Origin of the sequence: Mesorhizobium sp. L2C084A000, assembly GCF_000502875.1 — a bacterium.
GTDB lineage: Bacteria > Pseudomonadota > Alphaproteobacteria > Rhizobiales > Rhizobiaceae > Mesorhizobium.
This window is the reverse complement of sequence record NZ_AYWX01000013.1, coordinates 173920-200636: the sequence shown is the minus strand read 5'-3', so window position 1 is coordinate 200636 and position 26717 is coordinate 173920. Positions and strand designations below refer to the sequence as shown.

Below are 26717 nucleotides of genomic sequence, written 5' to 3'. Positions count from 1 at the left end.
AAATCCATGAAATCGCCTGCAAAGGTCGTGGTCATTGGCGGCGGTGTCGTCGGGTGCTCCGTGCTGTTCCATCTCGCCCGCCATGGCTGGACCGATGTTGTCCTGCTGGAACGCGACGAATTGACGTCCGGCTCGACCTGGCACGCGGCCGGCGGCATGCACACCATCAATGGCGACCCTAACGTCGCCAAGCTGCAGAAATACACCATCAACCTCTACAAGGAGATCGAGGAGCTTTCCGGCCAGGCGACCGGCGTGCATCTGACCGGCGGCGTGCTTCTGGCGGCAACCGAGGCGCGGCTGGACTGGCTGCGCGGCGTCGTCGCCAAGGGCCGCTATCTCGGCATCGAGCTGGAGGAGATCTCGCCCAACGAGGCGGCCGAACTGATGCCGCTTCTCGACCCCAGGCAGTTCGTCGGCGCCGTCAGGAACAAGGAGGACGGCCATCTCGATCCCTCGGGCGTCACCCATGCCTATGCCAAGGCCGCGCGGAAACTTGGGGCGGAAGTGGAGCGTTTCACCAAGGTCGAGGACATTGTGCGGCGTCCTGACGGGCTGTGGCGCGTCATCACCAACAAGGGCGAGGTGGTGGCCGAGCATGTCGTCAATGCCGGCGGCCTGTGGGCGCGCGAGGTCGGCCGCATGGTTGGTCTCGAACTGCCGGTGCTGGCCATGGAGCACATGTACCTGATCACCGAGGATATGCCGGAGGTCGCCGCCTGGAACGCCAAGACCGGCACCGAGATCATCCACGCGGTCGACTTCGATGGCGAGCTTTACCTGCGCCAGGAGCGCGGCGGCATGCTGATGGGCACCTATGAGAAGGCCAACAAGCCGTGGTCCGAGTACCAGACGCCATGGAATTTCGGCCATGAATTGCTGGCGCCCGACATCGACCGCATCGCGCCATCGCTGGAGGTCGGCTTCCGGCATTTCCCGGCCTTCCAGAACACCGGCATCAAGCAGATCATCAACGGCCCCTTCACCTTCGCGCCGGACGGCAACCCGCTGGTCGGGCCGGTGCGCGGCCTGCCGGGCTTCTGGGTCGCTTGCGGCGTCATGGCCGGTTTTTCGCAAGGCGGCGGCGTCGGCCTCGCTTTGTCGAACTGGATGATCGAGGGCGATCCCGGCGCCGATATCTGGGCGATGGATGTCGCGCGCTACGGCGACTGGGCGACGATGGCCTATACCAACGCCAAGGTGCGCGAGAATTATTCCAGGCGCTTTTCGATCCGCTTCCCCAATGAGGAGTTGCCCGCCGGGCGGCCGCTGAAGACGACGCCGATCTATGATCTGCTGTCTGCTGGGGGTGCGCAATGGGGCGTTGCCTATGGGCTGGAAGTGCCGCTGTGGTACGCGCCGGAAGGCGTCAAGGACGAATTCTCGTGGCGCCGCTCGAGCGACTTCACGCAGGTCGCCAGGGAGGTCGCGACGGTTCGTGACGGTGTCGGCCTGTCCGAGATTTCGAGCTTCGCCAAATACAAGGTGACGGGTGAGGGGGCGGCCGCCTGGCTCGACCGGATGCTTGCCTGCAAACTGCCGAAACCCGGCCGCATGACGCTGGCGCCGATGCTGAAGCAGGACGGCAGGCTGATCGGCGACTTCACGCTGGCCAATCTGGGGGAAGACGGCTGGTTCCTCGCCGGCTCCGGCATCGCCGAGCAATACCACATGCGCTGGTTCGAGCAGCACCTGCCAGACGACGGCTCGGTCCGCATCGAGGCGCTGGGCCAGAAGCTCAGCGGCTTGTCGATCGCGGGGCCGAAGGCGCGGGATGTGCTGGCAAAGGCCACGCGTTCGGATGTCTCCAATGCGGCATTTTCCTTCATGGCCATTGGCCGGATGGATATCGGCATGGCGCCATGCCTGATCGGCCGTGTGAGCTATACCGGCGATCTCGGCTACGAAATCTGGGTGGCGCCGGAATACCAGCGCGCCGCCTATCAAGCGCTGATGGCGGCGGGCGAGGAATTCGGCATCGGCCTGTTTGGCTCGCGCGCCCTCAATGCGCTGCGGCTGGACAAGAATTACGGCTCATGGGGGCGCGAGTACCGGCCGATCTACGGACCGCTGGAAGCGGGGCTCGACCGCTTCGTTGCTTACGGCAAGGACGCCGATTTCATCGGCAAGGCCGCGGCGCTGGCCGAGCGCAAGCTGGGCGGCAAATTGCGCCTGCGCGCCTTTATCGTCGATGCCGACGATGCCGATGTCATTGGCGACGAGCCGATCTGGTTCGATGGTGCGGTGCGCGGCTGGGTGACGTCGGGCGGCTATGCGCATCATTCGAAGAAATCCGTTGCCGTCGGCTATGTGCCGAAGGAGATCGCCGATGAGAGCGACGGCTTCGAAATCGAACTGCTGGGCAAGCGCCATGCGGCGCGCATTCAGGTGGTGCCGCTTTTCGACGCCAATTTCGAACGGATGCGTGCCTGAAGCGCATCGGCAAAGCCGAAGCGCTTCAGATTCCTGTTTTGTACATGTCGTTGTCCCAAAACCGCGGGCACTTTTGGGCGACGTGCACTAGGCCCGCATCCTCTTTCTGGCGTCAGGCGCTGCGGCGGTTGTCCAGCGCGAAGGCGCCGGCGCCGGCAAACACCAGATAGAGGAAGATGAAGCAGAACGAGATCGCCGAATCGCCGCCATTGTTGACCGGGAAGAAGTCGCGCGGCGCGTGCGCCATGAAATAGGCGATCGCCATTTCGCCGGCCAGAAGGAACGCGACCGGCCGGGTGAACAGGCCCAGCGCCAGCAGGATGCCGCCGGCGAATTCGAGGATGCCGGCGGTGAGTGACAGCCCGCTCAAAGCACCGGCGTGGTCGCTGACCGGGAAATTGAACAGCTTCTGGGTGCCGTGTTCGATGAACTGCAGCGCGGTCACAATGCGCAGAATGCCGAGTGCCTGCGGCTGATATCTGGCAAGGCCGTCGAAAGGCTTCATCTAAAACTCCTTTAGCTTCCGGGATCGGCCATAGTTTATCGCCCGGCATTGGACCATTCATTTCCCCTGGTTTGCCATCAACAATCAGTGATTGGGAATGTTCCCAATTCCCTTCAAATGTTTCTCGCCAGGGTTGCATTAATACCTCTATGGTTGTATTAATGCGTGTACAACAATCTGAATGTGTGGGGGTCTTGCCATGAAAAAAGTCGTCATCAGCCTGTTCGCGATCGTCGCAGGCACCAGCTTCGCCATGGCCGAGGACGCCGGCTGTGAGGCCTTCAAATGGCCGGTGACGCGGGAGCAGACCCTGTTTGCCGCGGCACCGGCAACGCCGCCCGGAGCGGCGCTGGCGGTTGGTGCGGCTGCGGACCTGGCGCTGGTGCCGGTAGAGAAAGCCGGTTTTGCGGTGGCGCCCGAACGTGCGCCGGCATCAGACACGTTTGGGGCCGTCGCCAGCGTGGAAGTGCCGTCCGAGGGAGCCATTCAGATAAGTCTCTCGGGGGAGGCCTGGATCGATGTCATCCAGGATGGCCAGGCCATCAAGTCGGCGGGCTATAGTGGCGTGAAAACATGCCCTGGCATCCGCAAGAGCGTGCGCTTCAAGCTTGCGCCCGGCCCGGCCACCGTCCAGTTCAGCGGCGCGAAAAAAGCTGAGTTGAAGGTTGCGGTGCTGGCGCCGGAATGAGACGGCGCCAGGCAGGGGTAGAGGCCTTCATCGGTGGTCTGATGAAAACCCGCGCTTTGTGTCAGCGGTTTTCGATCGCGGTCAGCGGACTGGCGCCATCAAGGCGAAGTGCGCGTCTTGCGGGTCCTGGCATTGGACGATCCAACTGCCGCCGGGGACCTCCATCGGGCCCATCAGGATCTTGCCGCCATTGTCGGTGACCCGTTTTGCGGCCGCGTCGATGGCCGCAACGTTGAAGTAGAATTGCCAGACCGGCACCGGGATCTGCTCCGGCTTGTTCATGATGCCGCCGCCGGATTCGGGGCCAGCCGTAAAAGTCTGGTAAGTGCCCATCGGACCCATGTCGAAATCGCCGGCGTCGATCCAGCCGAACTGCTCGGAATAGAAATCGAACGCGGCTTTCCAGTCGCTCGTATAAAGCTCGTGCCAGCCGATGTGGCCCGGCGTGCCGGCCGGCACGACAGGCTGGTCGGGACCGTTCGGCTGCAGGAACATGAAGGTCGTGCCTTGCGGATCGGCGACGACGGCAAAGCGGCCGACACCCAGAATGTCGTCGGGCTGGCGGTGAACGGTGCCGCCGGCTTTCTCCAGCGATGCCGTGGCGGCGTCGACATCCTTGGTGTGAATATAGCCAAGCCAGGCAGGCGGCATGCCCATCTTGGCGGCATCCTCGGGCAAGGTCATCAGTCCGCCGACGCCACGTTCGCCGACATTCATCACGATATAGCGCGGCATGCCGGGTGCCTTATCGAAGGGCTGCGCCGTCCAGCCGACCACTTGGGTGTAGAACGCCTCGGCGGCGTCGAGATCTGATGTCATCAATTCGTACCAGAAGAAGGGCATCGGGGTTTTCGGCATTTTCGGTCTCCTCACCTTTCATGGATCGATCGTCGTCCATCTTAGGACGATCCTCACGACGGAAATCCGACACGCCCGGACAACAATGGGTGTGTGTGCCAAGCGTTCCCTGGTTGCGCGAGCTCTGGTTTTCGATTTCTCTGCGGTGATGAGGGGTTGTCGTCCATGCGCTTGATGTCGCTCACGCCCGAGCTTGTCGCACTGTGCCATCGGGAAGAGGCCGATCCCGGCCCGGACCCGAGTTGGACAGACATGAACGACGAGGATTTCCGCACCCTTGCCTTGCGGCTGTCCAATGAAGCCGATGAGGGACCACTATGGGTGTTCGCTTACGGGTCCCTGATCTGGAAGCCGGAATTCGAGTCGGTCGAGCAACAGCTCGCCACGGCCTTTGGCTGGCACCGCTCTTTTTGCCTCGACATGGTGCGTTGGCGGGGCAGCGCCGAGCAGCCGGGGTTGATGATGGCGCTCGAACGGGGCGGACGCTGCAACGGCGTGATCTACCGCTTGCCGGAGGGCGAAAAGCCGGCGCAGATCGAAAGGCTGCTGCGACGCGAGATCAGCGACCACGAAAGCATCGAGACGGTCCGGTGGCTGCCGGTGCATACGCCGCAAGGTACGCTGCGCGCGCTTGGCTTCTGGGTCGGCGTGAAGGGCAGGGGAACGTCGCTGAACCAGCCGCTGGACAGAGTGGCGAGCGTGCTGGCCAGAGCCTGCGGGCATATTGGATCCGGCGCCGAATATCTCTACAACACGGTCAGCCATCTCGAGGAATTCGGCATCCATGACCGCAATCTGTGGCGGCTGCAGCAACTGGTAGCCGACGAGGTCAAGACCATTCATGGCTGTAAGCTTGAACCCGGCCATTCGCGCGCACTGTAAAAGTGGCCCTCGCCTCCAATAACATGACTAAAAAAATCATGTTATTGTCGAGCCTTTTCAGTGGCTTGCGCCGAAAATTGACCAATTGATAAAAAAATAAAACGTGCTAGCCTTCCTCAAAAGAAAATATGGGGAACTGACGATGCCAGAAGGCCAATTCAGGGAAGGCATTGCGGGCGGCAGGCTCTCGGCCGACCAGTATGCGGACAATTTTTCCGACCTGCATCCGCCGCTCGATCACCACGAGGCGCTGGTCGAATCCGATCGTTGCTATTTCTGCTACGACGCGCCGTGCATGAATGCATGCCCGACCTCGATCGACATTCCGCTGTTCATCCGCCAGATCTCGACCGGCAATCCGATCGGTTCGGCCAAGACCATCTTCGACCAGAACATATTGGGCGGCATGTGCGCCCGCGTCTGCCCGACCGAAACGCTGTGCGAGGAAGTCTGCGTGCGCGAGGTGGCGGAAGGCAAGCCGGTGCAGATCGGCCGCCTGCAGCGCTACGCCACCGATGTCGCCATGGGCGAGAACAAGCAGTTTTATCCGCGCGCCGAGCCGACCGGCAAGACAATCGCCGTGGTCGGCGCCGGGCCGGCCGGCCTTGCCGCCGCGCACCGGCTCGCCCGCCACGGCCATGACGTGACCATCCTGGAAGCGCGCGCGAAGGCCGGTGGCCTCAACGAATACGGCATCGCCGCCTACAAGAGTGTCGACGATTTCGCCCAAGCCGAAGTCAACTACGTGACCGCGATCGGCGGCATCGACATCCAGAACGGCAAGGCGCTCGGCCGCGACTATCAGCTGTCGGACCTGATCCGCAATTACGATGCGGTGTTTCTCGGCATGGGCCTTGGCGGCGTCAACGCGCTGCGTGCTGATGGCGAGGAGGCCGACGGCGTCATCAACGCGGTCGAGTTCATTGCCGAACTGCGCCAGGCCAGCGACCTTTCCGGCCTGCCGGTTGGCCGCCGTGTCGTCGTCATCGGTGGAGGCATGACGGCCATAGACGCCGCGGTACAGTCGAAGCTGCTCGGCGCCGAGGAGGTGACGATCTGCTACCGGCGCGGCCAGGAGCACATGAACGCTTCCGAATTCGAACAGGATCTGGCGGCAGCCAACGGCGTCAGCATCCGCCACTGGCTGCAGCCGAAGCGGGTGATCGCCGAAGGCGGCAAGGTCACCGCCGTCGAACTCGAATACACGGCGCTGAACGGCGACAGGCTTGCCGGCACCGGCGAGACACTGACGCTCGTTGCCGACCAGGTGTTCAAGGCGATTGGACAGAGTTTTGTGCCGGTCGCCCTTAATGGCAGCGGTGCGTCGATCGATCTTGAAGCCGGCCGCATCAAGGTCGATGCGGAAGGGCGCACTTCTCTCGCCAGGGTCTGGGCCGGCGGCGACTGCATCTTCGGTGGCGACGACCTGACCGTCTCGGCGGTCGCGCAAGGCCGCGACGCTGCGGAGAGCATCAATCGGGCACTGACCTCGAACGGGAGGGCATGAGCATGGCAGATATCAGAAACAATTTCGTCGGCATCAAATCGCCAAATCCGTTCTGGCTGGCCTCGGCGCCGCCGACCGACAAGGCCTACAACGTCATCCGCGCCTTCAAGGCCGGCTGGGGCGGCGTGGTGTGGAAGACGCTGGGCGAGGAAGGCCCACCGGTGGTCAACGTCAACGGCCCGCGCTACGGCGCGATCTGGGGCGCCGACCGCCGCCTGCTCGGCCTCAACAACATCGAGCTGATCACCGACCGCGACCTGCAGGTCAATTTGCGCGAGATCAAGCAGGTCAAGAAGGACTGGCCCGACCGCGCCATCGTCGTCTCACTGATGGTGCCATGCGTCGAGGAAAGCTGAGATCGGAAGAGCACACGTNGACCTGCAGGTCAATTTGCGCGAGATCAAGCAGGTCAAGAAGGACTGGCCCGACCGCGCCATCGTCGTCTCGCTGATGGTGCCATGCGTCGAGGAGGCCTGGAAGGCGATCCTGCCGGTGGTCGAGGAGACGGAGGCCGACGGCATCGAGCTCAATTTCGGCTGCCCGCACGGCATGTCGGAACGCGGCATGGGTGCCGCCGTCGGCCAGGTGCCGGAATATATCGAAATGGTGGTGCGCTGGTGCAAGCAGAACACCCGCATGCCCGTCATCACCAAGCTGACGCCCAACATCACCGATGTGCGCAAGCCCGCACGGGCGGCACATGCCGGCGGCACTGACGCGGTGTCGCTGATCAACACCATCAATTCAATCACCGGTGTCGACCTCGACAGCTTCGCGCCGCAGCCGACAATCGACGGCAAGGGCTCGCATGGCGGCTATTGCGGCCCGGCGGTGAAGCCGATCGCCATGAACATGGTGGCCGAGATCGCGCGCGATCCCGAAACCCGCGGCCTGCCGATCTCCGGTATCGGCGGCATCACCACCTGGCGCGATGCTGCCGAATTCATGGCGCTCGGCGCCGGCAATGTGCAGGTCTGCACGGCGGCAATGACCTATGGCTTCAAGATCGTGCAGGAAATGATCGCGGGCCTCGAAAACTGGATGGACGAGAAGGGGCACGCCTCGCTCAACGACATCGTCGGCCGCGCCACGCCCAATGTCACCGATTGGCAGTATCTCAACCTGAACTACGTCGCCAAGGCGCGTATCGACCAGGATGCCTGCATCAAATGCGGCCGCTGCCACATCGCCTGCGAGGACACTTCGCACCAGGCGATCACCAGCATGGTCGACGGCGTCAGGCACTTCGAGGTGATCGAGGCCGAATGCGTCGGCTGCAATCTGTGCGTTAATGTCTGCCCGGTCGAGAACTGCATCACCATGGAACCGCTGGCGGCAGGCGTGATGGACCAGCGCACCGGCAGGCCGGTATCGCCGGTCTATGCCAACTGGACGACGCACCCGAACAATCCGATGGCCAAGGTGGCTGCGGAATAGGGACTTACCCCAACAAAAGAGCGGCGCTTTCGAGCGCCGTTTTTAATTTTCCTATTGCAGATAATAATTATCCACGATAGTATATATCCATGATAAAGGAGCCGATCCAATGAAGCTGGGCGAGGGCGTTGAGGCAGCTATCCATTGCGCTGCCACGCTGGCCAGTGTGGAGGGGAACAGCACCATGCCTGGCGCCGCTCTGGCCGAGTCCTTTGGCCTGTCGCCTAGCTATCTGCTGAAGCATCTCAACATGCTGAGCGCGGCGCGCATCCTGGAATCGGTGCCCGGGCCTGCCGGTGGCTATCGGCTGGCGCGGCCGGCCGAGCGCATCACGCTGCTCGACATCGTGCTGGCCATCGAAGGGCGCGAGCCGGCTTTCCGTTGCGGCGAGATCCGCCAGCGCGGTCCGGTGAAGCTCGATGCTTCGGCCTATGTCAAACCCTGCGGCATCAACGCCGCGATGCTGAAGGCCGAGCGTGCCTATCGCGCCGCGCTCGCCGAGACCAAGCTGTCCGATATCGTGGCCACCTATGCGGCAGAAGGCGATCCCAGGTCGCTTGCTGCGAGCTGCGCCTTCGTCGAGCGCCACCAGCGGCCGCAGAAATCCAGTTAACCCCGTAGACCCAAACCCAAAGCAGATTTGAAAGGACAGGAAGATGAAACAGAGGCTGCAATTTTTCGCCAAGGCGCCGGAGATCATGAAGGCTGTGTCGGCGCTCAACAAGGCGGTGGACGAATGCGGGCTCGAGGTGAGCCTGCTGCACCTGATCAAGCTCAGGGCATCGCAGATCAATGGCTGCTCGTTCTGCGTCGAGATGCACAGCCGCGAGGCGAGGCGCGACGGCGAGACCGAGCAGCGGCTCTATCTGGTTTCAGCCTGGAAGGAATCGCCGCTGTTTTCCCTGCGCGAACGCGCTGCCCTGGCCTGGACCGAAGCCGTCACCTTGATCGCCAGCAATGGCGTGCCGGACGAACTCTATGCAAAGACGCTCGAGCATTTCTCGGAAGAGGAACTGGTCAAGCTTTCCGTTGCGCTCGGCATGATCAACACCTGGAACCGGCTGTGCATCCCGTTCCAGGCCATTCACCCGGTGCCGGCGGCGAAGGCCGCCTGATTGTCCGGTTATGTTGGGAGCGCCGTCGAAAGGCGGCGCTCCACTTTCAAAGGGAGCGTTTGATGCCTGCCGATTTGCCTTCGACCTTGTTGTTTCTCGCTCGCCTGTTGCTCGGCGGCGCCTTCGTCTTCGCCGGCCTGCGCAACATCCAGAACGCGGCCTTCCTGACCCAGCTGATGGCCGCGCGCGGTGTGCCGCAGGCAAGATTGGCGCTGTGGCTCGGCATCGTGCTTCAGATCGCCGCCGGCGTGCTGGTCATCGCAGGATTGTGGACGGCACTCGCGGCCGCGGTGCTGCTGCTGTTCCTCATCGTCGCCACGCCGATGTTTCACAATTTCTGGGACCATCAGGGCCAGGACCGTGCGTCCCGCATCAACGGCTTCGTCGGCAATGTCGCGCTGAGCGGTGGCTTTCTGACCCTGATCGCGCAATCTGTTTGACGCACAGTTCCATGCCGACTGCGGCCTCTGGTGCCCACGGCTCGATCATAAAATCGGAACCAATCGAGCCGTTGACGCATTTCACACCTGCATGCCCAGCATCCAGGATGGAATATGAAAATCGCCCATGTCGCGCCGCTTTATGAATCGGTGCCGCCAAGGCTCTATGGCGGCACCGAGCGCATCGTCTCGTATCTGACCGAAGCGCTGGTCGATCTGGGCCATGAGGTGACGCTGTTCGCCAGTGGCGACAGCCAGACTTCCGCGACGCTGGTACCCAGCCGGGAACGCGCGCTGCGCCTCGATCCGCGTCCGCTTAAATCCGAGATCGCGGCGCATCTTTCGATGCTTGCGCAGGTGAGGGAACGGGCGTCGGAGTTCGACGTCATCCACTTCCATCTCAGCCATTTCCTGCACTTTTCCTTCTTCGAGGATCTCGCCGACCGCACGGTGACGACACCGCATGGCAGGCTGGATTATGTCGACCTGGCGCCGGCCTATGAACGGTTTCCGCGTTTTCCCCTGATTTCCATTTCGCACAGCCAGAAGGCGGGCTTTGCCAACGCCAACTGGTTGGCGACGATCCATCACGGATTGCCGACCACTCTCTACGAACCGACTTTTGAGACGACGGCGGAAGAACCCTACCTTGCCTTCCTCGGCCGGTTCTCACGCGACAAGCGCCCGGACCGCGCCATCGAGATCGCCTTGCGTTCGGGGCTCAAGCTCAAGCTCGCGGCAAAGATCGGCGACGACGACCGCGCCTATTTCCACGAGGTGGTCGAACCGTTGATCGACGGCGATCGCATCGTCTATGTCGGCGAGATCGAGGAGGACCAGAAGGCGGAATTTCTCGGCAAGGCGGCCGGCCTGCTGTTCCCGATCGACTGGCCGGAGCCGTTCGGCCTTGTCGCCATCGAGGCCATGGCCTGCGGCACGCCGGTCATCGGCTGGAATTGCGGCGCGCTGCCCGAAATCATCGATCAAGGCGTCACCGGTTTCATCGCTGACACGGTGGACGGCGCGGTCGCCGCGGTGCCCGACTTGCTGCAACTCGACAGGCGAAAGGTGAGGGCCGTTTTCGAAAAGCGGTTCTCCGCTCGAAGAATGGCTGGCGATTATCTGGCCGCCTATGCGGGCCTGATCGGCGTCCCGAGCGCGGCGAAGGCGTCTTGAGCAACGACGTGCTCGAGCCACGACAACGAAACAACAGGGATCTTTGACGAATGGCCCAACTCGATGAGCGCCAGCTCGATCCCGCGGTTGCGCTTGCATCGCTCGACGCCACCGCCCCTCGCGAGCCGCATCGGTTGTTTGCCCTCAAGCAGGGCGATTGCTTCGCGGTTGCCGACGCCTATGGCGACATACGCGGAGCCGGCGACGGTTTCTTTCGCGACGACACACGGGTTCTTTCCGAGTTCCGGCTGACCGTCGGCGGCAGGCAGACATCGCTGCTCGGCGCCTCGCTCAGCCAGGACAATGTGCTGTTCACCACCAATTTGACCAATCTGCCGATACAGAGCGCCGGTGGACGCGACATCCCGCAGGGAGCCATTCACATCGAACGCGTCAGGCTGCTTTGGCAGGACAGGCTGTTCGAACGCATCACCCTTTCCAATTACAGCCGGGAACACTCGACGATCAGCGTTTCTCTGCACTATTCCGCCGATTTCCGCGACATGTTCGAAGTGCGCGGCTCGACACGGCTGAAGCGCGGGCTGGCCCATGCCGCCGAAACAGACGCGACGTCCGTCCTGCTGCGCTATGACGGGCTCGACGGCCTGGCCCGCCTCTCTGCGATATCGTTCTCGCAGGCGCCGGACCAACTGACAGCCACCCGTGCCGATTTCCTGATCGCCGTGACCAAGCGCAGCAGGAAGGTGCTTTATGTCGAGGTCGGTCCCGAGGTGGCCGATAAGCCCGACCGCGACCGGTTTCGCGCCGCTGCCGCCCGCGCCCGCTTTGGCATGCGGGCCAAACGTCGCCATGGCGCGACGGTGCGCAGCTCGGGCCGTGTCTTCAACGACTGGGTCGAGCGCGCCCGCGCCGATGTCGCGCTGCTGACCACCGAACTGGCGACCGGCCCCTATCCCTATGCCGGCATTCCCTGGTTCTCGACGGCGTTCGGTCGTGACGGTGTCATCTCGGCACTGCAGATGCTGTGGCTCAATCCGGGCCTGGCGCGGGGCGTGTTGGCCTTTCTGGCCCAGCACCAGGCGACCGAGACATCGCCGTTCAGCGATTCGCAGCCGGGCAAGATCATGCACGAGACCCGCAAGGGCGAAATGGTGGCGCTGCGGGAGCTCCCCTTCGGCCGCTACTACGGTGGCGTCGATACGACACCGCTCTACATTTATCTTGCTTGTGCCTACGCCGATCGTACCGGTGACATGGCGTTCATCGACGGCTTGTGGCCATCGCTGTGCGCTGCGGCCGAATGGACGGAGGAGGCGGGCCGGGAGACCGGATTCGTCACTTACCAGCGAGCGGCCGAGTCCGGCCTCGCCAACCAGGGATGGAAGGACAGTTTCGATTCGGTCTTCCATGCCGATGGCCGCATTCCCAAGGGTCCGATCGCCCTGGTCGAAGTGCAAGGCTATGTCTTTGCCGCTTTCCGGGGGCTGGCCAAGCTTGCCCGCCGCCGTGGGGAGGACGACAGGGCCGACCATTGGGATGGTCGCGCCGAGGCGATGCGGGTCGCCGTGGAACGCGATTTCTGGCTTGACGATCTCGGCTTCTATGCCCTCGCGATCGACGGTGCGGGCGAGCCCTGCAAGGTGCGGACCTCGAATGCCGGGCATCTGCTTTTTGTCGGATTGCCTGAGCCGGCGCGGGCCCAGATGGTCGCCGACCAGCTGCTTTCCGCCTCCTTCCATTCCGGCTGGGGACTGCGGACGCTCGCCGACGATGCCGTGTTCTTCAATCCGATGTCGTACCACAATGGCTCGATCTGGCCGCACGACACCGCCCTGTGCGGTGCCGGCCTGGCACGCTATGGCGAGCGTGAAAGCGTGGTTCGCCTGATGAGCGGCACATTCGAATCCGCGGTCCATTTCAACATGCGGCTGCCCGAACTGTTCTGCGGTTTTACACGCGCGCCGGGCGAAGCACCCATCGCCTATCCTGTCGCCTGCCTGCCGCAAGCGTGGTCGGCGGGCTCGGCCTTCATGCTGATGCAGGCCTGCCTTGGCCTGGAGATCGACGGCTGGGATGGCGAAATCCGCGTCACCCGCCCGAGGCTGCCGATCGGCATCGACACGCTGACACTGCGGCACCTGGGCGTCGGCGACCGGGTCGTCGATCTCACCTTCCAGCGCGTCGGCGATCGGGTCGTCGCTTTCCTTGCCGACCGCCATGAAGGGCTGGTGCCGCTCATCGTAAGGACATGATCCGAACAAAATTGGCGGAACCGATCCGAGCTTTGTGCGTTGCAAAAATACGGGTCCGAACGCCGACCACGTGGTCGGCGGACCTTTTCAAACGGGAAACACGAAAAAACGGTCGCCGACGGCCGGGTGAGTTGACATTCAATGACAAACTACGGTGCGGAACTGCTCTGGGTTCTGATCTTCGCGAGCCTCGGTTTTTCCGCTCTTGCCGTATTCCTCTCCCTATCGCGGCAGCGCCGCAGCCACCCTCCGGCGGTTGCCCATACAGCGGGCGAAGACGTGGCCGCGGAGGCGGCGCGCAAGGTGATACGTGAGTTCGAAAAGAACGGCCAATCGGCCGATGCGGCGCTGGTGACGTGGTCGCCCGAGACATTGCGCAAGATCCTCGCCGACGATCTGCCCGATGCGCAGGTCATCGTGGTGTCGAACCGCGAACCCTATATCCACAACATCAGGGATGATGGCGTCGAATTGCTGGTGCCGGCCAGCGGGCTGGTGTCCGCGCTCGAGCCGATCACCCGCGCCTGTGGCGGCACCTGGATCGCCTATGGCGGCGGAACGGCGGACCGCCTCACCGTCGACGACCACGACCGGGTACAGGTGCCTCCCGGCCATCCGTCCTATACGCTGCGCCGGGTCTGGCTGACGGAGGAAGAACATCAGGGTTATTATCTCGGTTTCGCCAATGAGGGGCTCTGGCCGCTTTGCCACATCGCCTTCACCCGACCGATTTTTCGCGCCTCCGACTGGGCTGCCTATGAAGCCGTTAACCGGAAGTTTGCCGATACGGTGGTTGCCGAAGCGCGCAACGAGCGGCCGATCGTGCTGGTCCAGGATTACCACTTCGCGCTGCTGCCGCGCATGATCCGCGAGCGCCTGCCGGAGGCGATCGTCATCACCTTCTGGCACATCCCATGGCCGAACTCGGAGGTGTACAGCATCTGCCCTTGGCGTGAACGCATCCTCGAGGGGCTGCTCGGCAGCTCTATCATCGGTTTCCACACCCAGTTCCACGCCAACAATTTCACCGAAAGCGTCGATCGCTTCCTGGAAAGCCGCATCGAGCGGGCCGATGCGGCGATCTCCTATGGTGGCCAGACGACGCTGGTGCACGCCTATCCCATCTCGATAGAATGGCCGGCGGACCTGTTGGCAAAATTGCCTCATGTCGATGACTGCCGCGCCCGCCTGCGCAATAGGTTCGGACTGAAAGCGGATGTGAAGCTGGCCGTGGGGGTCGAACGTCTCGATTACACCAAGGGCATTCTGGATCGGTTTCAGGCGCTGGACGAATTGTTCAAGCGATACCCTGAATGGATCGGAAAACTGGTTTTCCTGCAGGTCGCGGCCCCCAGCCGTGGCACGCTGCCGGCTTACAAGCTGCTCCACGACGAATGCCACCGCTATGCCGAGGAGCTCAACCAACGCTATGGCAGCGAGGGTTACAGGCCGGTGGTTATGGTGGCCGAGCATCACTCACAGGAACAGGTCTACGAGATCTATCGCGCCGCCGACATATGCATGGTCACCAGCCTGCATGACGGCATGAACCTGGTCGCCAAGGAGTTCGTCGCGGCGCGCGACGACGAACAGGGCGTCTTGATGCTCAGCACCTTCGCCGGCGCCTCGCGCGAATTGCTGGAGGCGCTGATCGTCAACCCTTACGACGCCGCCATGATGAGCGAAGCGCTGCTGCAGGCGCTGATCATGACTTCAGACGAACAGCGCGAGCGCATGCGGCCCATGCGCGAGACGATCCGCAACAACAATGTCTATCGCTGGGCCGGCAGCATGCTTCTGGATGCAGCGCGCTTGCGCAAGCGCGGTGACCTCGACCGGGTAACCGGTGTCGGTGACCGGCCGCCTAGCGTCGACAATGTCGTGTCCATGTTCGAGCGCAAACGGGTAGTCATGTCATGAACGAGGTCCTGCAAAAGATGATCAGCGAAAGCCCGCAAAAGCCGCAGGCCGTCATGCCGAAACCGCAGACTGTGCTGACCGGCGAATGGGCGTTGTTCCTCGACATCGACGGCACCCTGCTGGAACATGCCGAGCACCCGGACGCCGTCTCGGTCAGCGACGAGCTTCGCTCCTTGCTGCAAGGCCTGGACCGCAAGCTGGACGGGGCATTGGCCTTCATAACAGGCCGCTCCGTTGCGGCTGTCGACCATCTGTTTCAACCTTTGAAACTGCGCGCCGCCGGGCTCTATGGACTGGAGCACCGGCTTCTGCCGGGCGACGACGTCGAAGTCGCGGACGAGCCGGCGGATATCGCGGCCCTTGCCGACGAGATCGAGGCCGAGCTCGGTCGTGGGGCCTATATCGAGCGTAAGGGAAGGGTGCTGGCCATCCACACGCGCGCCGCCCCGCATCTGCTTCCCCGCGCGACGCAGCTCGTCGAGCAGGCGCTGGCCACGCTGCCAAAGGGCTACCGGGTGGTTGCCGGCAATGCCGGCGTGGAATTGCTGCCGCTGGAGGCCGCCAAGGGCGCCGCGATCCGGCGTTTCATGGAGATTGCGCCATTCGCAGGTCGCCGCCCGGTCTTCCTGGGCGACGACACGTCGGACGAAAACGGCTTCGAAACGATCAATGATGCCGGCGGCATATCGATCCGGGTCAAGCCACCGGCGCATACCACAGCGCGGTACGGGCTTGCCGGCGTTGTCGAGACGCTGGCCTGGCTGAGAGGTCAACTTTAGATCCAGCCGACGCAACCGCGATCGCGCCTCCTGGAAAAAACAAGGAAAGGAACGGTTTCGATGGGACGCTTTGCACAATTGGTCCGAGAGATCACCCCGAACTGGCTGCACTCTCGCTCCTCCCGCCATGAGATTGCCGACGTTTCACCGTCGGAGGCGGATTTCAGCTGGCAAGAAGCGATCGACAACAAGATGTATGGGGCGGATACATCTGACTATTCCCATGTGCCGGAAAAGCCTGTTTCGGCAAAACCGACAGGCGACAGGCCTGCGGACGAGAACGACCGTGTTCCAAAGAAGGCCAATTAAGGGTCCCGCCGGAGCCCGATAATCGCTGTTCCTATGCCGCAAATCGCAGGCCGCCATCGCAGGTCAGCACCTGGCCGGTCATGAAGCCGTTGGAGACGAGGAAGGCGATTGCGTCGGCTACGTCTTCGGCCCGGCCGACGCGGCCGACCGGGGTCTTGCCGGCATAGTCGGCAAAGATCGTTTGCCTCTGCTCCTCGGCCAGAAAATCCCACCAGGGCGTGTCGATGACGCCTGGCGCCACAACATTGACGCGCAGCGGCTTTAGTTCCACCGCCAGAATCGGCACCACGGTCAACAGCATGCCGTTGATGGCGGCGATGCCGGCAACGCCGGGCGTCGCGAGTTGCGCCGAGACCGCCGAGACGAAGGTCACCGAGCCGGCCTTGTTCAGCGTCGGCAGGGCCGCCTGCAGGCAGGACAGCTGCGGCCGGACTTTCTCATCGACGCCACTGCCGATGTCGCTCAGGTCAAGCGTCGAGAAGGGGCCAAGGCCCTTGCCGCCGCTGGCCGCCAGCACCAGATGGTCGATAGGCCCGAGGCTCTCGAAGAACTGGCGGACCTCATCCGGCTTCGAGGCGTCGAAAGCAGCCTTCTCGGCAGCGCCACCAAGGTTTTTCCAAGCGCTCTTCAGTTTCTCCTCATTGCGCCCAGTGATGGTCACCTTCATGCCCGGGCCGAGCAGCTTGCGTGCCGTCGCCAGGCCGATGCCGGACGAGCCGCCGATGATGACGGCATGTTGGATTGTCTTGGTCATCAATGGTCTTCCTTCGATGTGGGGGAGGCCGTGCCGATGAGATCGAGGCTCAAGGCTCGCAACTGTTGCCTTGCCTTGGAGTCATAAGCCTGGGCGTCGGCACGGGATTCCCGCAGGCCGTCGAAATAGAGGCCGCTTTTTCCGTCGAGCGCGGGTGAGGCGGCGAGGTTGAGGATGGCCTCGGCACCGGTCTCGACCGAACTCCACGGCGTCACACCAGCCTGCCGGACCATGGTGGTATTCATGTAACTCGCGGGGTGCAGCGCGTTGACGGTGACGCCGGTACCTTTCAACTGTTCGGCCAAATCGACGGTGAACAGGATCTGCGCCAGCTTGCTCTGGCAATAAGCGCGCACGCCGTCATAGGCGCGGGTCAGCATGACATCGCTGAAATCGATCGCCTGCTGCCCCGCCGAGGCGACATTGACGATGCGGGCCGGCGTGCTCGCCTTCAGCAATGGCAGAAGCTCCGATGTCAGCACGGAACCGGCGAGATAATTCACCGCGAAGCGCAGTTCGTACCCGTCGGCGCTGATCTGTCTTTTGGCACCTTGGCCCGCCGTGCCGATGCCGGCATTGTTGATGAGGATGTCCAGCCGATCCGTCCTGGCGCGCACCGCCTCGGCGAGATGGCGCACTTCGGCCAGCGACGAGAGGTCGGCGACCAGAAGCTCGGCCTTGCCGCCGGCGGCTTCGATCTCGGTGACTGTGGCCTTGCCCCGCGCCGCATCACGGCCATGCACCAGCACGCGGGCGCCAGCGGCACCGAGCCGTTGTGCGACGACGCGGCCGACGCCGTCGGTCGAGCCGGTGATGAGGATTGTCTTGTCTTTGAGTTCCATGTTCAGAGCCTCCGTTCTGTTGCTCTGAACGGAAGATGGGACAGTTGTCGGATGCCAAACAGTTCAAACTTTATCCTGGTATCAATACTGCTATAATAAGCGCATGGAGTCCCAACCCCACGCTGCTCCGACCCACTCCGCTGAAGACAGCCGCCGGCGCGAACTCGGCGCCTTCCTGCGCTCACGCCGCGAAAGGCTGACGCCATCGGCAACCGGCATCGCCACCGGCCTCAGGCGGCGCACGCCGGGGCTGCGGCGCGAGGAGGTCGCGATGATCGCCGGCGTCGGCACGACCTGGTACACATGGCTGGAGCAGGGGCGGGAGGTCAGGCCCTCGGTCGAGGTGCTGACCGCGCTTGCCGAAGCGCTGCGCCTCGACGCCGCCGAAAAACAGCATCTGTTCATCCTTGCCGACCGCCAGCAGCCGGAGCGCCGTGCCGTGGCGCCGGAAAGGGTCGACGGCCCCTTGCTGCACATGCTGCAGAGCCTGGTGCTGCAGCCGGCCTATGTGGTCGGGCGGCGCTGGGACGTGCTGGCCTGGAACCCGGCGGCGGTGGCGGTGTTCGGCGACTATGGCCTGCTGGAAGGGGATGCCCGCAACATCGTCCACATGGTGTTCACCAGCCCGCACCACCGGCGCCTGCTGGTCGACTCGGAGCAACTGGCGCGCACCGTGCTGGCCTCGTTCCGGGCGGCGGGCGCCCGCTATGTCGGCGATCCGGATTTCGAGCGGCTGATCGAGTTGATGACGCGTTCGAGCCCCGAATTTCGTGCCTGGTGGCCGCAGCGCGACGTCGCGCACCGATTGTCGGGGGTGAAGCATGTCCGGCACCCGAGCGCGGGCGCCATGACCTTCGAGCATATGAGCCTGTCGATCGGCGACGGCTCGGACATGAAGCTGATCGTCTACACGCCGCTGGCCGAGCAGAATTCGGTCGCCAAGCTGCAGACATTGCTGGACGTGCTGCCGGCCGAGCGGCGCAGCGCCTGAAGCGTCAGGTCTTCGGCTTTAGCCCATCAAGAAACAGTTGTTCCAGGAAGCGGGCCGCGTCCTCGAAGCGGCCGTCGCCGCCGCGGTTCGGCCCGAGCACGGCGCGGACCTGGACGTCGAAATCGGCATAATGCTGCGTCGTTGCCCAGATCGAGAAGATCAGGTGCCACGGATCGGTCTTGGCGATCTTGCCGGCGCGCATCCAGCCCTTGATGACGGTCGCCTTCTCGTCGACCAGCGTCTTCAACTCTCCGGCCAGCAGCGGCATGATGCGCGGCGCGCCTTGCAGGATCTCGTTGGCGAACAGCCGGCTCTCGCGTGGAAAATCGCGCGCCATCTCCAGCTTGCGCCTGATGTAGCTGCGCAGTTCGGTAAGGGGATCCCCAATGTCGTCGAGTTCGCGCAGTGGCGCCAACCAGGTGTCGAGCAGGCGCTGCATCAGCGTTTCGTGGATGTCTTCCTTGCGGCGGAAATAATAGAGCAGGTTGGGCTTCGACATGCCTGCGGCTTCGGCGATCTGGTCGATGGTCGAGCCGCGGAAACCGTTGGCGGAGAAAACCTCGAGCGCCGCCTCCAGGATCAGTTCGCGCTTTTCCTGCTGGATGCGGGTGCGGCGGGGGGCGTCCGTGGCGATGGTCACCGTTGCAAGCCCTCGTGTTGAGGGTCGTCTGGACCAATTCTCTGGACCAGTTTTTCCCTAGCCTGTGGAACGCACTTCAGGTGCCGCATTTCCGCTAGTAATCCTTGACCGCCGAGAGGGCGGTGCTAACGTTTGTCCAATCGGTCAAAAATTTGCGTAGCATGAAAACGCGGCAAAGACCAAGCGTTGGGCGCAGCGAAACAGTTTACAAGGGGAAGTCCTGGTCATGTCCAACCGGCTGAAAGTCACGCCGAACGATCTCAGCGCATTCTGGATGCCGTTCACGGCAAACCGGCAGTTCAAGCAGGCGCCGCGCATGATGGTGTCCGCCAAGGACATGCACTACACGACCAGCGACGGCCGCAAGGTGCTCGACGGCACCGCCGGCCTGTGGTGCGTCAATGCCGGCCATTGCCGGCCGAAGATCACCGAAGCGATCCAACAGCAGGCCGCCGAGCTCGACTATGCGCCCGCCTTCCAGATGGGCCATCCGATCGTGTTCGAACTGGCCAACCGCCTGGTCGACCTGGCGCCCAAGGGCATGGATCATGTCTTCTTCACCAATTCCGGTTCGGAATCGGTCGAGACAGCGCTCAAGATGGCGATCGCCTATCACCGTGTTAAAGGCGAGGGCTCGCGCACCCGGCTGATCGGCCGCGAGCGCGGCTATCACGGCGTCAATTTCGGCGGCATCTCGGTCGGCGGCATCGTCACCAACCGCAAGATGTTCGGCACGCTGCTCGGCGGCGTCGACCATATGCCGCACACGCATCTGCCGGAAAAGAACGCCTTCACCAAGGGCGTGCCGGAGTATGGCGCGGAACTCGCCAACGAACTGGAGCGTATCGTCGCTCTGCACGACGCTTCCACCATCGCCGCCGTCATCGTGGAGCCGGTCGCCGGCTCCACCGGCGTCATCCTGCCGCCGAAGGGTTATCTTCAGAGGCTACGCGAGATCTGCACCAAGCATGGCATCCTGTTGATCTTCGATGAGGTCATCACCGGTTTCGGCCGTCTCGGCACGCCGTTCGCCGCCGACTATTTCGGTGTCACGCCAGACATCATGACCACCGCCAAGGGCGTCTCCAACGGCGTCATCCCGATGGGCGCTGTGTTCGTGAAGAAGGAGATCCACGACGCCTTCATGACCGGCCCCGAGCACATGATCGAGTTCTTCCACGGCTACACCTATTCGGGCAACCCGATCGCCTGCGCGGCCGCACTCGGCACGCTCGACACCTACAAGGAAGAGGGCCTGCTGACCCGTGGCGAGGAGCTGGCGCCGTACTGGGAAGACGCGCTGCATTCGCTGAAAGGCGAGCCGAACGTCATCGATATCAGGAACATCGGCCTGATCGGTGCGATCGAGCTGGCGCCGATCGCCGGCCAGCCGACCAAACGGGCCTTCTCGGCCTTCGTCAAGGCGTTCGAGCGCGGCGCGCTGATCCGCACCACCGGCGACATCATCGCGCTGTCGCCGCCGCTGATCATCACCAAGGGCCAGATCAACGAATTGATCGACCATGTGCGCGAAGTGCTGAGGTCCATCGATTGACGGACTGACACGATATCCCTCGCCCTGGAGGAGAGGGTCGCCGCGAAGCGGTCGGGTGGGGTCGGCGCGGCAGCGCGCCGACCTGATCTTTTGCTGCAACGAACGGTTACAGTCAGGCGGGCAACGCGCCGATCCCGGTCAGGATCACCCGCTTGATATTTTCCTTGGCTTCCCGCCATTGCCGGTCGGACAGCGGCTTGCCGCCATTGAGCGTCTCGATCTGGTGACCGAAATCGGCGTAGTGCTGGGTCGTAGCCCAAAGCATATAGAGCAGATGGCGCGGATCCACCGGGTCCATCTTGGCTTCCTCGATCCAGCGCCTGATGATCTCGACGCGGCCGTCCGTCCATTCGCGCAGCGTCGATTCCATATAGTCCTGAAGCACCGGCGCACCGTGCATCACTTCAGAGGCCCAGACCTTCGAGCCGTCAGGATGGCGGCGTGATATTTCCATCTTGGCGTCGATATAGGCACTGATGCCGTCTATGGGTCCGCGCGCCGCGTCGAAGCAATTGGCCGCCTGTAGCCAGATTTCAAAGATGTTTTGAACTACCGACCGGTAAAGCTCTTCCTTGGTGGCGAAATAATAGTGGAGATTTGCCTTCGGCAGTCCCGCCAGATCCGCGATCAACTGCATCGTGGCGCCGCCGAACCCTGCCTCCGCAAACACCTTCTCGGCAGCGACGAGAATGGTTTTTTCATTCTCTCGTCGGATCTCCTGTCGCCGCATGGGGCGGGTGGGTTCTGCCATGTCTACCCCAAGATTCTAGTTGACCGCTTGGTCAGGTTGTGTAGTTTAAAAGCTGACCATACGGTCAAGCTGTAAATCACTCAAGGGGCGACAAGAACCCTGGTGTAGATGGGAACTCAAGATGGCCGCACCCGGCGAGAATCTGCGAATCAATTCAGACCGTTTGTGGGATTCCATCATGGAGATGGCGAAGATTGGCCCCGGCATTGCCGGCGGCAACAATCGTCAGACCGTGACCGACGAAGACGGCGAAGGGCGGCATCTGTTCAAGCGCTGGTGCGATGCGGCCGGGCTCGAAATGGGCGTCGATGAAATGGGCACGATGTTTGCCCGCCGCGAAGGCACCGATCCCAGCCTGCCGCCGGTCTATGTCGGCAGCCATCTCGATACGCAGCCGACCGGCGGCAAGTATGACGGCGTGCTCGGCGTGCTGGGTGGGCTTGAAGTGGTGCGCTCTCTCAACGATCTCGGCATCAAGACCAAACATCCGATCGTCGTCACAAACTGGACGAACGAGGAGGGCTCGCGCTTCGCGCCGGCGATGATGGCGTCCGGCGTGTTCGCCGGCGTGCTCGACCAGGCCGATGTGTACGGGCATGTCGACAAACAGGGCAAGAAATTCGGCGAGGAACTCGAGCGCATCGGCTGGAAGGGCAGCGAGAAGGTCGGCGACCGTAAGATCCACGCCTTCTTCGAACTGCATATCGAACAGGGTCCGATCCTCGAGGACGAAGATATCGACATTGGTGTCGTCACCCATGGCCAGGGCCTTAAATGGCTGCAGGTGACGCTGACCGGCAAGGAAGCCCACACCGGCTCGACGCCGATGCCCAAGCGCCGCAATGCCGGGCTCGGCATGGCGCGGGTGATCGAACTGGTGCACGAGATCGCCATGGACTACCAGCCCGATGCCGTCGGCGCGGTCGGCCACATGGAGGTCTATCCCAATTCGCGCAACATCATCGCCGGGCGCACCGTCTTCACCGTCGATATCCGCTCGCCGGAAAAGGAAGTGCTGGACGCGATGGACGGCCGCATCCGCGAAGGCATCGACACGATCTGCGATGCACTCGACATTCGCTACGAGATCGAACAGGTCGGTGCTTTCGATCCGGTGACCTTTGATGCCGGCTGCGTCAAGGCGATCCGTGATGCCGCCGAACGCCTCGGCTATTCCCACCGCAACATCGTCTCCGGCGCCGGCCACGACGCCTGCTGGATCAACCGCGTCGCGCCCACCGCCATGGTGATGTGCCCTTGCGTCGATGGCCTCAGCCACAACGAGGCCGAGGAGATCACCAAGGAATGGGCTTCGGCGGGCGCGGACGTTTTGTTCCACGCGGTGGTGGAGACGGCTGTCATCGTGGAGTGAGCTTAGAATCTACCTTCAAACGACGCTCGTAAGAAGCGCGGCAAGAACAACGGAACAACCAATGACCAAAGTCATCCGAAACGGCACCATCGTCACTGCCGACCGCACCTGGAAGGCCGATGTCCTGATGCAGCACGGCAAGATCGTGGCCATCGGTTCGGGCCTGCATGGCGACCACGAGTTCGATGCCACCGGCTGCTATATCATGCCGGGCGGCATCGACCCGCACACCCATCTCGAAATGCCGTTCATGGGCACCTATTCGGCCGATGATTTCGAATCCGGCACGCGCGCGGCGCTCTCCGGCGGCACGACGATGGTGGTCGATTTCTGCCTGCCGGCGCCGCAGCAGTCGCTGCTCGAAGCCTTGCAGATGTGGGACAACAAGACCTCGAAGGCGTCCTGCGACTATTCCTTCCACATGGCGATCACCTGGTGGGGCAAGCAGGTGTTCGACGAGATGGCCACTGTCGTCGACAAGGGCATCACCTCGTTCAAGCATTTCATGGCCTACAAGGGCGCGCTGATGGTCGACGACGACGAGATGTATGCGTCGTTCCAGCGCTGCGCCGATCTCGGCGCGCTGCCGCTGGTGCATGCCGAGAATGGCGACGTCGTTGCCGCCCTGTCGCAGAAGCTGCTGGCTGCCGGCAACAACGGCCCCGAGGGCCACGCCTATTCACGGCCACCCGAAGTGGAAGGCGAGGCGACCAACCGCGCCATCATGATCGCCGACATGGCCGGCGTGCCGCTCTATGTCGTGCATGTCTCCTGCGAGCAGAGCCACGAGGCGATCCGCCGGGCGCGGCAGAAGGGCATGCGGGTGTTCGGCGAACCGCTGATCCAGCACCTGACGCTGGACGAGAGCGAGTATTTCGACAAAGACTGGGATCATGCGGCGCGCCGCGTGATGAGCCCGCCCTTCCGCAACAAATTGCACCAGGATTCGCTGTGGGCGGGCCTGCAGGCGGGCTCGCTGCAGGTGGTGGCGACCGACCATTGCGCTTTCACCACCAAGCAGAAGCGCAACGGCGTCGGAGATTTCACCAAGATCCCGAACGGCACCGGCGGGCTCGAAGACCGCATGCCGGTGCTGTGGACCACAGGCGTCAACACTGGCCGGCTGACGATGAACGAGTTCGTCGCGGTGACCTCGACTAACATCGCCAAGATCCTCAACATGTATCCGAAAAAGGGCGCCATCGTCGAAGGCGCGGATGCCGACATCGTCGTCTGGGATCCCAAGCGAAAGAAGAAGATCACTTCTAAGCAGCAGCAGTCCGTCATCGACTACAATGTGTTCGAAGGGTTCGAGGTGACCGGTCTGCCGCGGTTCGTGTTCTCGCGTGGCGAACTGTCGATCCAGGAGGCCGAGATCAAGGCCAAGCCCGGGCATGGAGAATTCGTCGGCCGCGAGCCGAATGCGGCGGTCAACCGGGCGCTGTCGACGTGGAAGGAAATCTCCGCGCCGCGCAAGGTGGAACGCACCGGCATCCCGGCGACCGGGGTTTGAGCTTGGCGCGTTCGGCCGCGCTCATTTCGTTGGTCCTGATGGCAACTGCCTCAGGTCCGGCAGCAGCGGACGGCCTACTGGCCGGCTCCTGGGGCAATGATGTCGGCTGCGCCGGCGTCAAAGCCGGTTATCAGGAGAGCGATGCCTATATCGTGCTGACCGCCGAAGGCGTCGAGACCTATGGCAGCGGCTGCCGGTTCACACAGCAATTGACATCGGTGCTGGGCGCGCAATCGCTTGGCGCGACCTGTTCGGCGGAAGGCGAGGCGGGAACGACAATCGAAACCGTCATGGTCACCAACAAGGGGGAGGATGGTTTCTTCGTCACCATCCCCGGCCTTGAGGAAATGGGGCCGCTGCAATTATGTTCGTGACGGTGCCGATGGCGGCCATTCCGTCGATGCTGGCCTCACGCGACCAGCGCATCCAGTTCCGGCAGCAGGACGACGCTTTCCTGTTCGTTGGGATCGGTGCGCGCAATGACGGCCGAAGACGGGGCGCTGCTCAGATTGGCCTGCAGATGCGGCACGCCGGCGGGAATATAGAAAAGGTCGCCGGCCTTGGTGACGATATGATGCTCGAGCCGGTCGCCGTACCAGGTGTGGACTTCGCCGGAGAGCACATAGATCGCCGTCTCGTGGCTCTCATGCATATGCGCCTTGGCGCGCGCGCCGGGCGGGATGGTGAGCATGTGCATGCAGATGCCGGAGGCGCCGACGGTTTCGGCGGTAATGCCGGCGAAATAGGTCAATCCCTGCTTGCCTTCATAAGTGCTTTCAGGGCGGATAAGATGACAAGTGGGTTTGGGCGACATCGGGGAAACTCCGGGCGTCGATCGAGTGGGACAAGACCAATGGGACAGGGCGAGTGGAAAACAACGTCGCGATAAAAGCAATCGGATTCCAGCCGCCGCAGGGACGGAAACAGGCAGGCGGCAGCCGATGACGGGGACTTCGCCAGCCGTCGTCGCGGCAAGCAAACTCGGACTGACCTTCCAGACCAATGACGGGCCGGTGCAGGCGCTGTCCAATGTCGATCTCACCATCGGCAAAGGGGAGTTCGTCTCCTTCATCGGGCCTTCGGGCTGCGGCAAGACCACGCTGCTGCGCGTCATCGCCGATTTGGAGAAGCCGACCTCGGGGACGATTTCGGTCAACGGCATGACAGCAGAACAGGCGCGCGAGAAACGCGCCTATGGCTATGTTTTCCAGGCCGCCGCCCTGTTTCCGTGGCGGACGATCGAGCGCAATGTCGGGCTGCCGCTGGAGATCATGGGTCTGTCCAAGGCGGAGCAAGGCGAGCGTATCAAGCGCACGCTCGACCTCGTCAACCTCTCTGGTTTCGAGAAGAAATATCCCTGGCAGCTCTCGGGCGGCATGCAGCAGCGCGCCTCGATCGCCCGTGCGCTGGCCTTCGACGCCGACCTGCTGCTGATGGACGAGCCGTTCGGCGCGCTGGACGAGATCGTGCGCGATCATCTCAACGAGCAATTGCTGGAATTGTGGGGACGCACCAACAAGACCATCTGCTTCGTCACGCATTCCATTCCGGAAGCCGTCTATCTGTCGACGCGCATCGTCGTCATGTCACCGCGCCCGGGCCGCGTCAGCGACATCATCGAATCGACGCTGCCGAGAGAGCGGCCGCTCGACATCCGCGAGACGCCGGAGTTTCTGGCGATCGCAGCGCGCGTGCGCGACGGGCTGCGGGCAGGGCATAGCTATGATGATTGAGCGCCCTGGCAAGCGAGCGGCCACCCACGCCTTCGTCATCCTAGGGCGCCGCGAAGCGGAGTGCGAAGAGGGAGCGCCCCACCAGACCTTCGTCATCCTAGGGCGGAGCAGGCGCGAAGCGGCCTGCGCAGACCCTAGGATCCATGCCGCGACGTGCGCCGAAGGGCAAAAACGGTTCAGAATATCGGCCAAGCAGGGCGAGGCACAGGGAGCCTTGTTCCGCACCGTTGCGGAGCACAGAGGTAACGGCATGGATCCTAGGGTCTGCGCCGCGTCGCTTCGCTCCTTGCTTCGCCCTAGGATG

25 protein-coding genes and 2 pseudogenes are annotated in these 26717 nt (G+C 63.0%); 20 read left to right on the top strand and 7 right to left on the bottom strand.

The genetic code is table 11. From position 1 onward, the window contains the following. The first annotated feature begins 6 nt into the window (after nt 1-6). Nucleotides 7-2433, top strand: a complete 2427-nt coding sequence (locus X735_RS141575) for an FAD-dependent oxidoreductase (RefSeq protein WP_023813209.1) — start codon at nt 7-9, stop codon at nt 2431-2433. Between the two features lie 112 nt (nt 2434-2545). Here the strand turns inward: X735_RS141575 and X735_RS141580 are convergent, their stop codons facing one another. Then, nucleotides 2546-2938 carry a DoxX family protein gene (locus X735_RS141580; protein ID WP_023813208.1) on the bottom strand — a complete coding sequence of 131 codons (393 nt, stop codon included), beginning with the start codon at nt 2936-2938 and terminating at the stop codon, nt 2546-2548. 199 nt (nt 2939-3137) lie between these two features. Between X735_RS141580 and X735_RS141585 the strand changes: the two genes are divergently transcribed. Next, nucleotides 3138-3626 carry a hypothetical protein gene (locus X735_RS141585; RefSeq protein ID WP_023813207.1) on the top strand — a complete coding sequence of 163 codons (489 nt, stop codon included), beginning with the start codon at nt 3138-3140 and terminating at the stop codon, nt 3624-3626. Between the two features lie 81 nt (nt 3627-3707). Here the strand turns inward: X735_RS141585 and X735_RS141590 are convergent, their stop codons facing one another. Beyond that, the gene (locus tag X735_RS141590) at nt 3708-4484 is read right to left on the bottom strand and encodes a VOC family protein (protein WP_023813206.1); all 777 of its coding nucleotides are present in this window, start codon (nt 4482-4484) and stop codon (nt 3708-3710) included. 165 nt (nt 4485-4649) lie between these two features. On the opposite strand from X735_RS141590, the gene X735_RS141595 reads away from it, so the two are divergent. The 12 genes and pseudogenes from X735_RS141595 (at nt 4650) to X735_RS141640 (ending at nt 16262) form a co-directional block, all read left to right on the top strand. After that, nucleotides 4650-5366, top strand: a complete 717-nt coding sequence (locus X735_RS141595; protein WP_023813205.1) for a gamma-glutamylcyclotransferase — start codon at nt 4650-4652, stop codon at nt 5364-5366. A 142-nt stretch (nt 5367-5508) separates the two neighbouring features. Continuing rightward, on the top strand, nt 5509-6873 hold the full coding sequence (locus X735_RS141600; RefSeq protein ID WP_023813204.1) for an NAD(P)-dependent oxidoreductase: 1365 nt from the start codon (nt 5509-5511) through the stop codon (nt 6871-6873). A gap of 2 nt (nt 6874-6875) precedes the next feature. After that, nucleotides 6876-7226: pseudogene (locus X735_RS0134890) on the top strand (NAD-dependent dihydropyrimidine dehydrogenase subunit PreA); the annotation flags it as partial. A 25-nt stretch (nt 7227-7251) separates the two neighbouring features. Next, nucleotides 7252-8310 (top strand): annotated as a pseudogene (gene preA, locus X735_RS0134885) (NAD-dependent dihydropyrimidine dehydrogenase subunit PreA); the annotation flags it as partial. A 109-nt stretch (nt 8311-8419) separates the two neighbouring features. Next, nucleotides 8420-8923: an Rrf2 family transcriptional regulator gene (locus tag X735_RS141605; protein WP_023813203.1), complete on the top strand. Its 504-nt coding sequence runs from the start codon at nt 8420-8422 to the stop codon at nt 8921-8923. Between the two features lie 43 nt (nt 8924-8966). Next, a complete protein-coding gene (locus X735_RS141610) occupies nt 8967-9425 on the top strand; it encodes a carboxymuconolactone decarboxylase family protein (protein ID WP_023813202.1) in 459 nt (152 codons plus the stop codon). A 62-nt stretch (nt 9426-9487) separates the two neighbouring features. Further along, nucleotides 9488-9865: a DoxX family protein gene (locus tag X735_RS141615; protein WP_023813201.1), complete on the top strand. Its 378-nt coding sequence runs from the start codon at nt 9488-9490 to the stop codon at nt 9863-9865. 114 nt (nt 9866-9979) lie between these two features. Further along, entirely contained in the window at nt 9980-11041 is a 1062-nt protein-coding gene (locus tag X735_RS141620) for a glycosyltransferase family 4 protein (RefSeq protein ID WP_023813200.1), read from the top strand. 50 nt (nt 11042-11091) lie between these two features. Then, entirely contained in the window at nt 11092-13254 is a 2163-nt protein-coding gene (locus X735_RS141625; RefSeq protein ID WP_023813199.1) for an amylo-alpha-1,6-glucosidase, read from the top strand. Nucleotides 13255-13395: 141 nt separating this feature from the next. Continuing rightward, complete coding sequence (locus tag X735_RS141630; RefSeq protein ID WP_023813198.1) at nt 13396-15174, top strand: trehalose-6-phosphate synthase; 1779 nt, start codon at nt 13396-13398, stop codon at nt 15172-15174. Nucleotides 15175-15227: 53 nt separating this feature from the next. Continuing rightward, entirely contained in the window at nt 15228-15953 is a 726-nt protein-coding gene (gene otsB, locus X735_RS141635; protein ID WP_196815350.1) for a trehalose-phosphatase, read from the top strand. Nucleotides 15954-16013: 60 nt separating this feature from the next. Next, nucleotides 16014-16262 carry a hypothetical protein gene (locus X735_RS141640; RefSeq protein ID WP_023813196.1) on the top strand — a complete coding sequence of 83 codons (249 nt, stop codon included), beginning with the start codon at nt 16014-16016 and terminating at the stop codon, nt 16260-16262. A gap of 31 nt (nt 16263-16293) precedes the next feature. Here the strand turns inward: X735_RS141640 and X735_RS141645 are convergent, their stop codons facing one another. After that, nucleotides 16294-17016, bottom strand: coding sequence for an SDR family oxidoreductase (locus X735_RS141645; RefSeq protein WP_023813195.1), 723 nt, complete (start codon nt 17014-17016; stop codon nt 16294-16296). Further along, nucleotides 17016-17858, bottom strand: a complete 843-nt coding sequence (locus X735_RS141650; RefSeq protein WP_023813194.1) for an SDR family oxidoreductase — start codon at nt 17856-17858, stop codon at nt 17016-17018. The genes X735_RS141645 and X735_RS141650 overlap by 1 nt, the downstream gene beginning before the upstream one ends. A 103-nt stretch (nt 17859-17961) precedes the next feature. Here X735_RS141650 and X735_RS141655 point away from each other — a divergent pair, with 103 nt between their 5' ends. Beyond that, nucleotides 17962-18849, top strand: a complete 888-nt coding sequence (locus X735_RS141655; RefSeq protein ID WP_023813193.1) for a helix-turn-helix transcriptional regulator — start codon at nt 17962-17964, stop codon at nt 18847-18849. A 4-nt stretch (nt 18850-18853) separates the two neighbouring features. Here the strand turns inward: X735_RS141655 and X735_RS141660 are convergent, their stop codons facing one another. Then, complete coding sequence (locus X735_RS141660) at nt 18854-19489, bottom strand: TetR family transcriptional regulator C-terminal domain-containing protein (protein ID WP_023813192.1); 636 nt, start codon at nt 19487-19489, stop codon at nt 18854-18856. 226 nt (nt 19490-19715) lie between these two features. Between X735_RS141660 and X735_RS141665 the strand changes: the two genes are divergently transcribed. Next, nucleotides 19716-21044 (top strand): aspartate aminotransferase family protein, encoded by a 1329-nt coding sequence (locus X735_RS141665; protein WP_023813191.1) that lies wholly within the window; start codon nt 19716-19718, stop codon nt 21042-21044. A gap of 112 nt (nt 21045-21156) precedes the next feature. On the opposite strand, the gene X735_RS141670 is transcribed toward X735_RS141665, so the two are convergent. Further along, nucleotides 21157-21795 carry a TetR/AcrR family transcriptional regulator gene (locus tag X735_RS141670; protein WP_013530908.1) on the bottom strand — a complete coding sequence of 213 codons (639 nt, stop codon included), beginning with the start codon at nt 21793-21795 and terminating at the stop codon, nt 21157-21159. Between the two features lie 121 nt (nt 21796-21916). Here X735_RS141670 and X735_RS141675 point away from each other — a divergent pair, with 121 nt between their 5' ends. The 3 genes from X735_RS141675 (at nt 21917) to X735_RS141685 (ending at nt 25054) form a co-directional block, all read left to right on the top strand. Next, on the top strand, nt 21917-23167 hold the full coding sequence (locus tag X735_RS141675; protein ID WP_023813190.1) for a Zn-dependent hydrolase: 1251 nt from the start codon (nt 21917-21919) through the stop codon (nt 23165-23167). A gap of 61 nt (nt 23168-23228) precedes the next feature. After that, complete coding sequence (gene hydA / locus X735_RS141680) at nt 23229-24680, top strand: dihydropyrimidinase (RefSeq protein WP_023813189.1); 1452 nt, start codon at nt 23229-23231, stop codon at nt 24678-24680. Between the two features lie 38 nt (nt 24681-24718). Continuing rightward, nucleotides 24719-25054 carry a hypothetical protein gene (locus X735_RS141685; protein WP_245273279.1) on the top strand — a complete coding sequence of 112 codons (336 nt, stop codon included), beginning with the start codon at nt 24719-24721 and terminating at the stop codon, nt 25052-25054. A gap of 35 nt (nt 25055-25089) precedes the next feature. Here X735_RS141685 and X735_RS141690 read toward each other — a convergent pair whose 3' ends face one another. Further along, nucleotides 25090-25494 carry a cupin domain-containing protein gene (locus tag X735_RS141690; RefSeq protein ID WP_023813187.1) on the bottom strand — a complete coding sequence of 135 codons (405 nt, stop codon included), beginning with the start codon at nt 25492-25494 and terminating at the stop codon, nt 25090-25092. A gap of 127 nt (nt 25495-25621) precedes the next feature. Between X735_RS141690 and X735_RS141695 the strand changes: the two genes are divergently transcribed. Beyond that, nucleotides 25622-26413 (top strand): ABC transporter ATP-binding protein, encoded by a 792-nt coding sequence (locus X735_RS141695; protein WP_023813186.1) that lies wholly within the window; start codon nt 25622-25624, stop codon nt 26411-26413. The last annotated feature ends 304 nt before the right edge of the window (nt 26414-26717 follow it).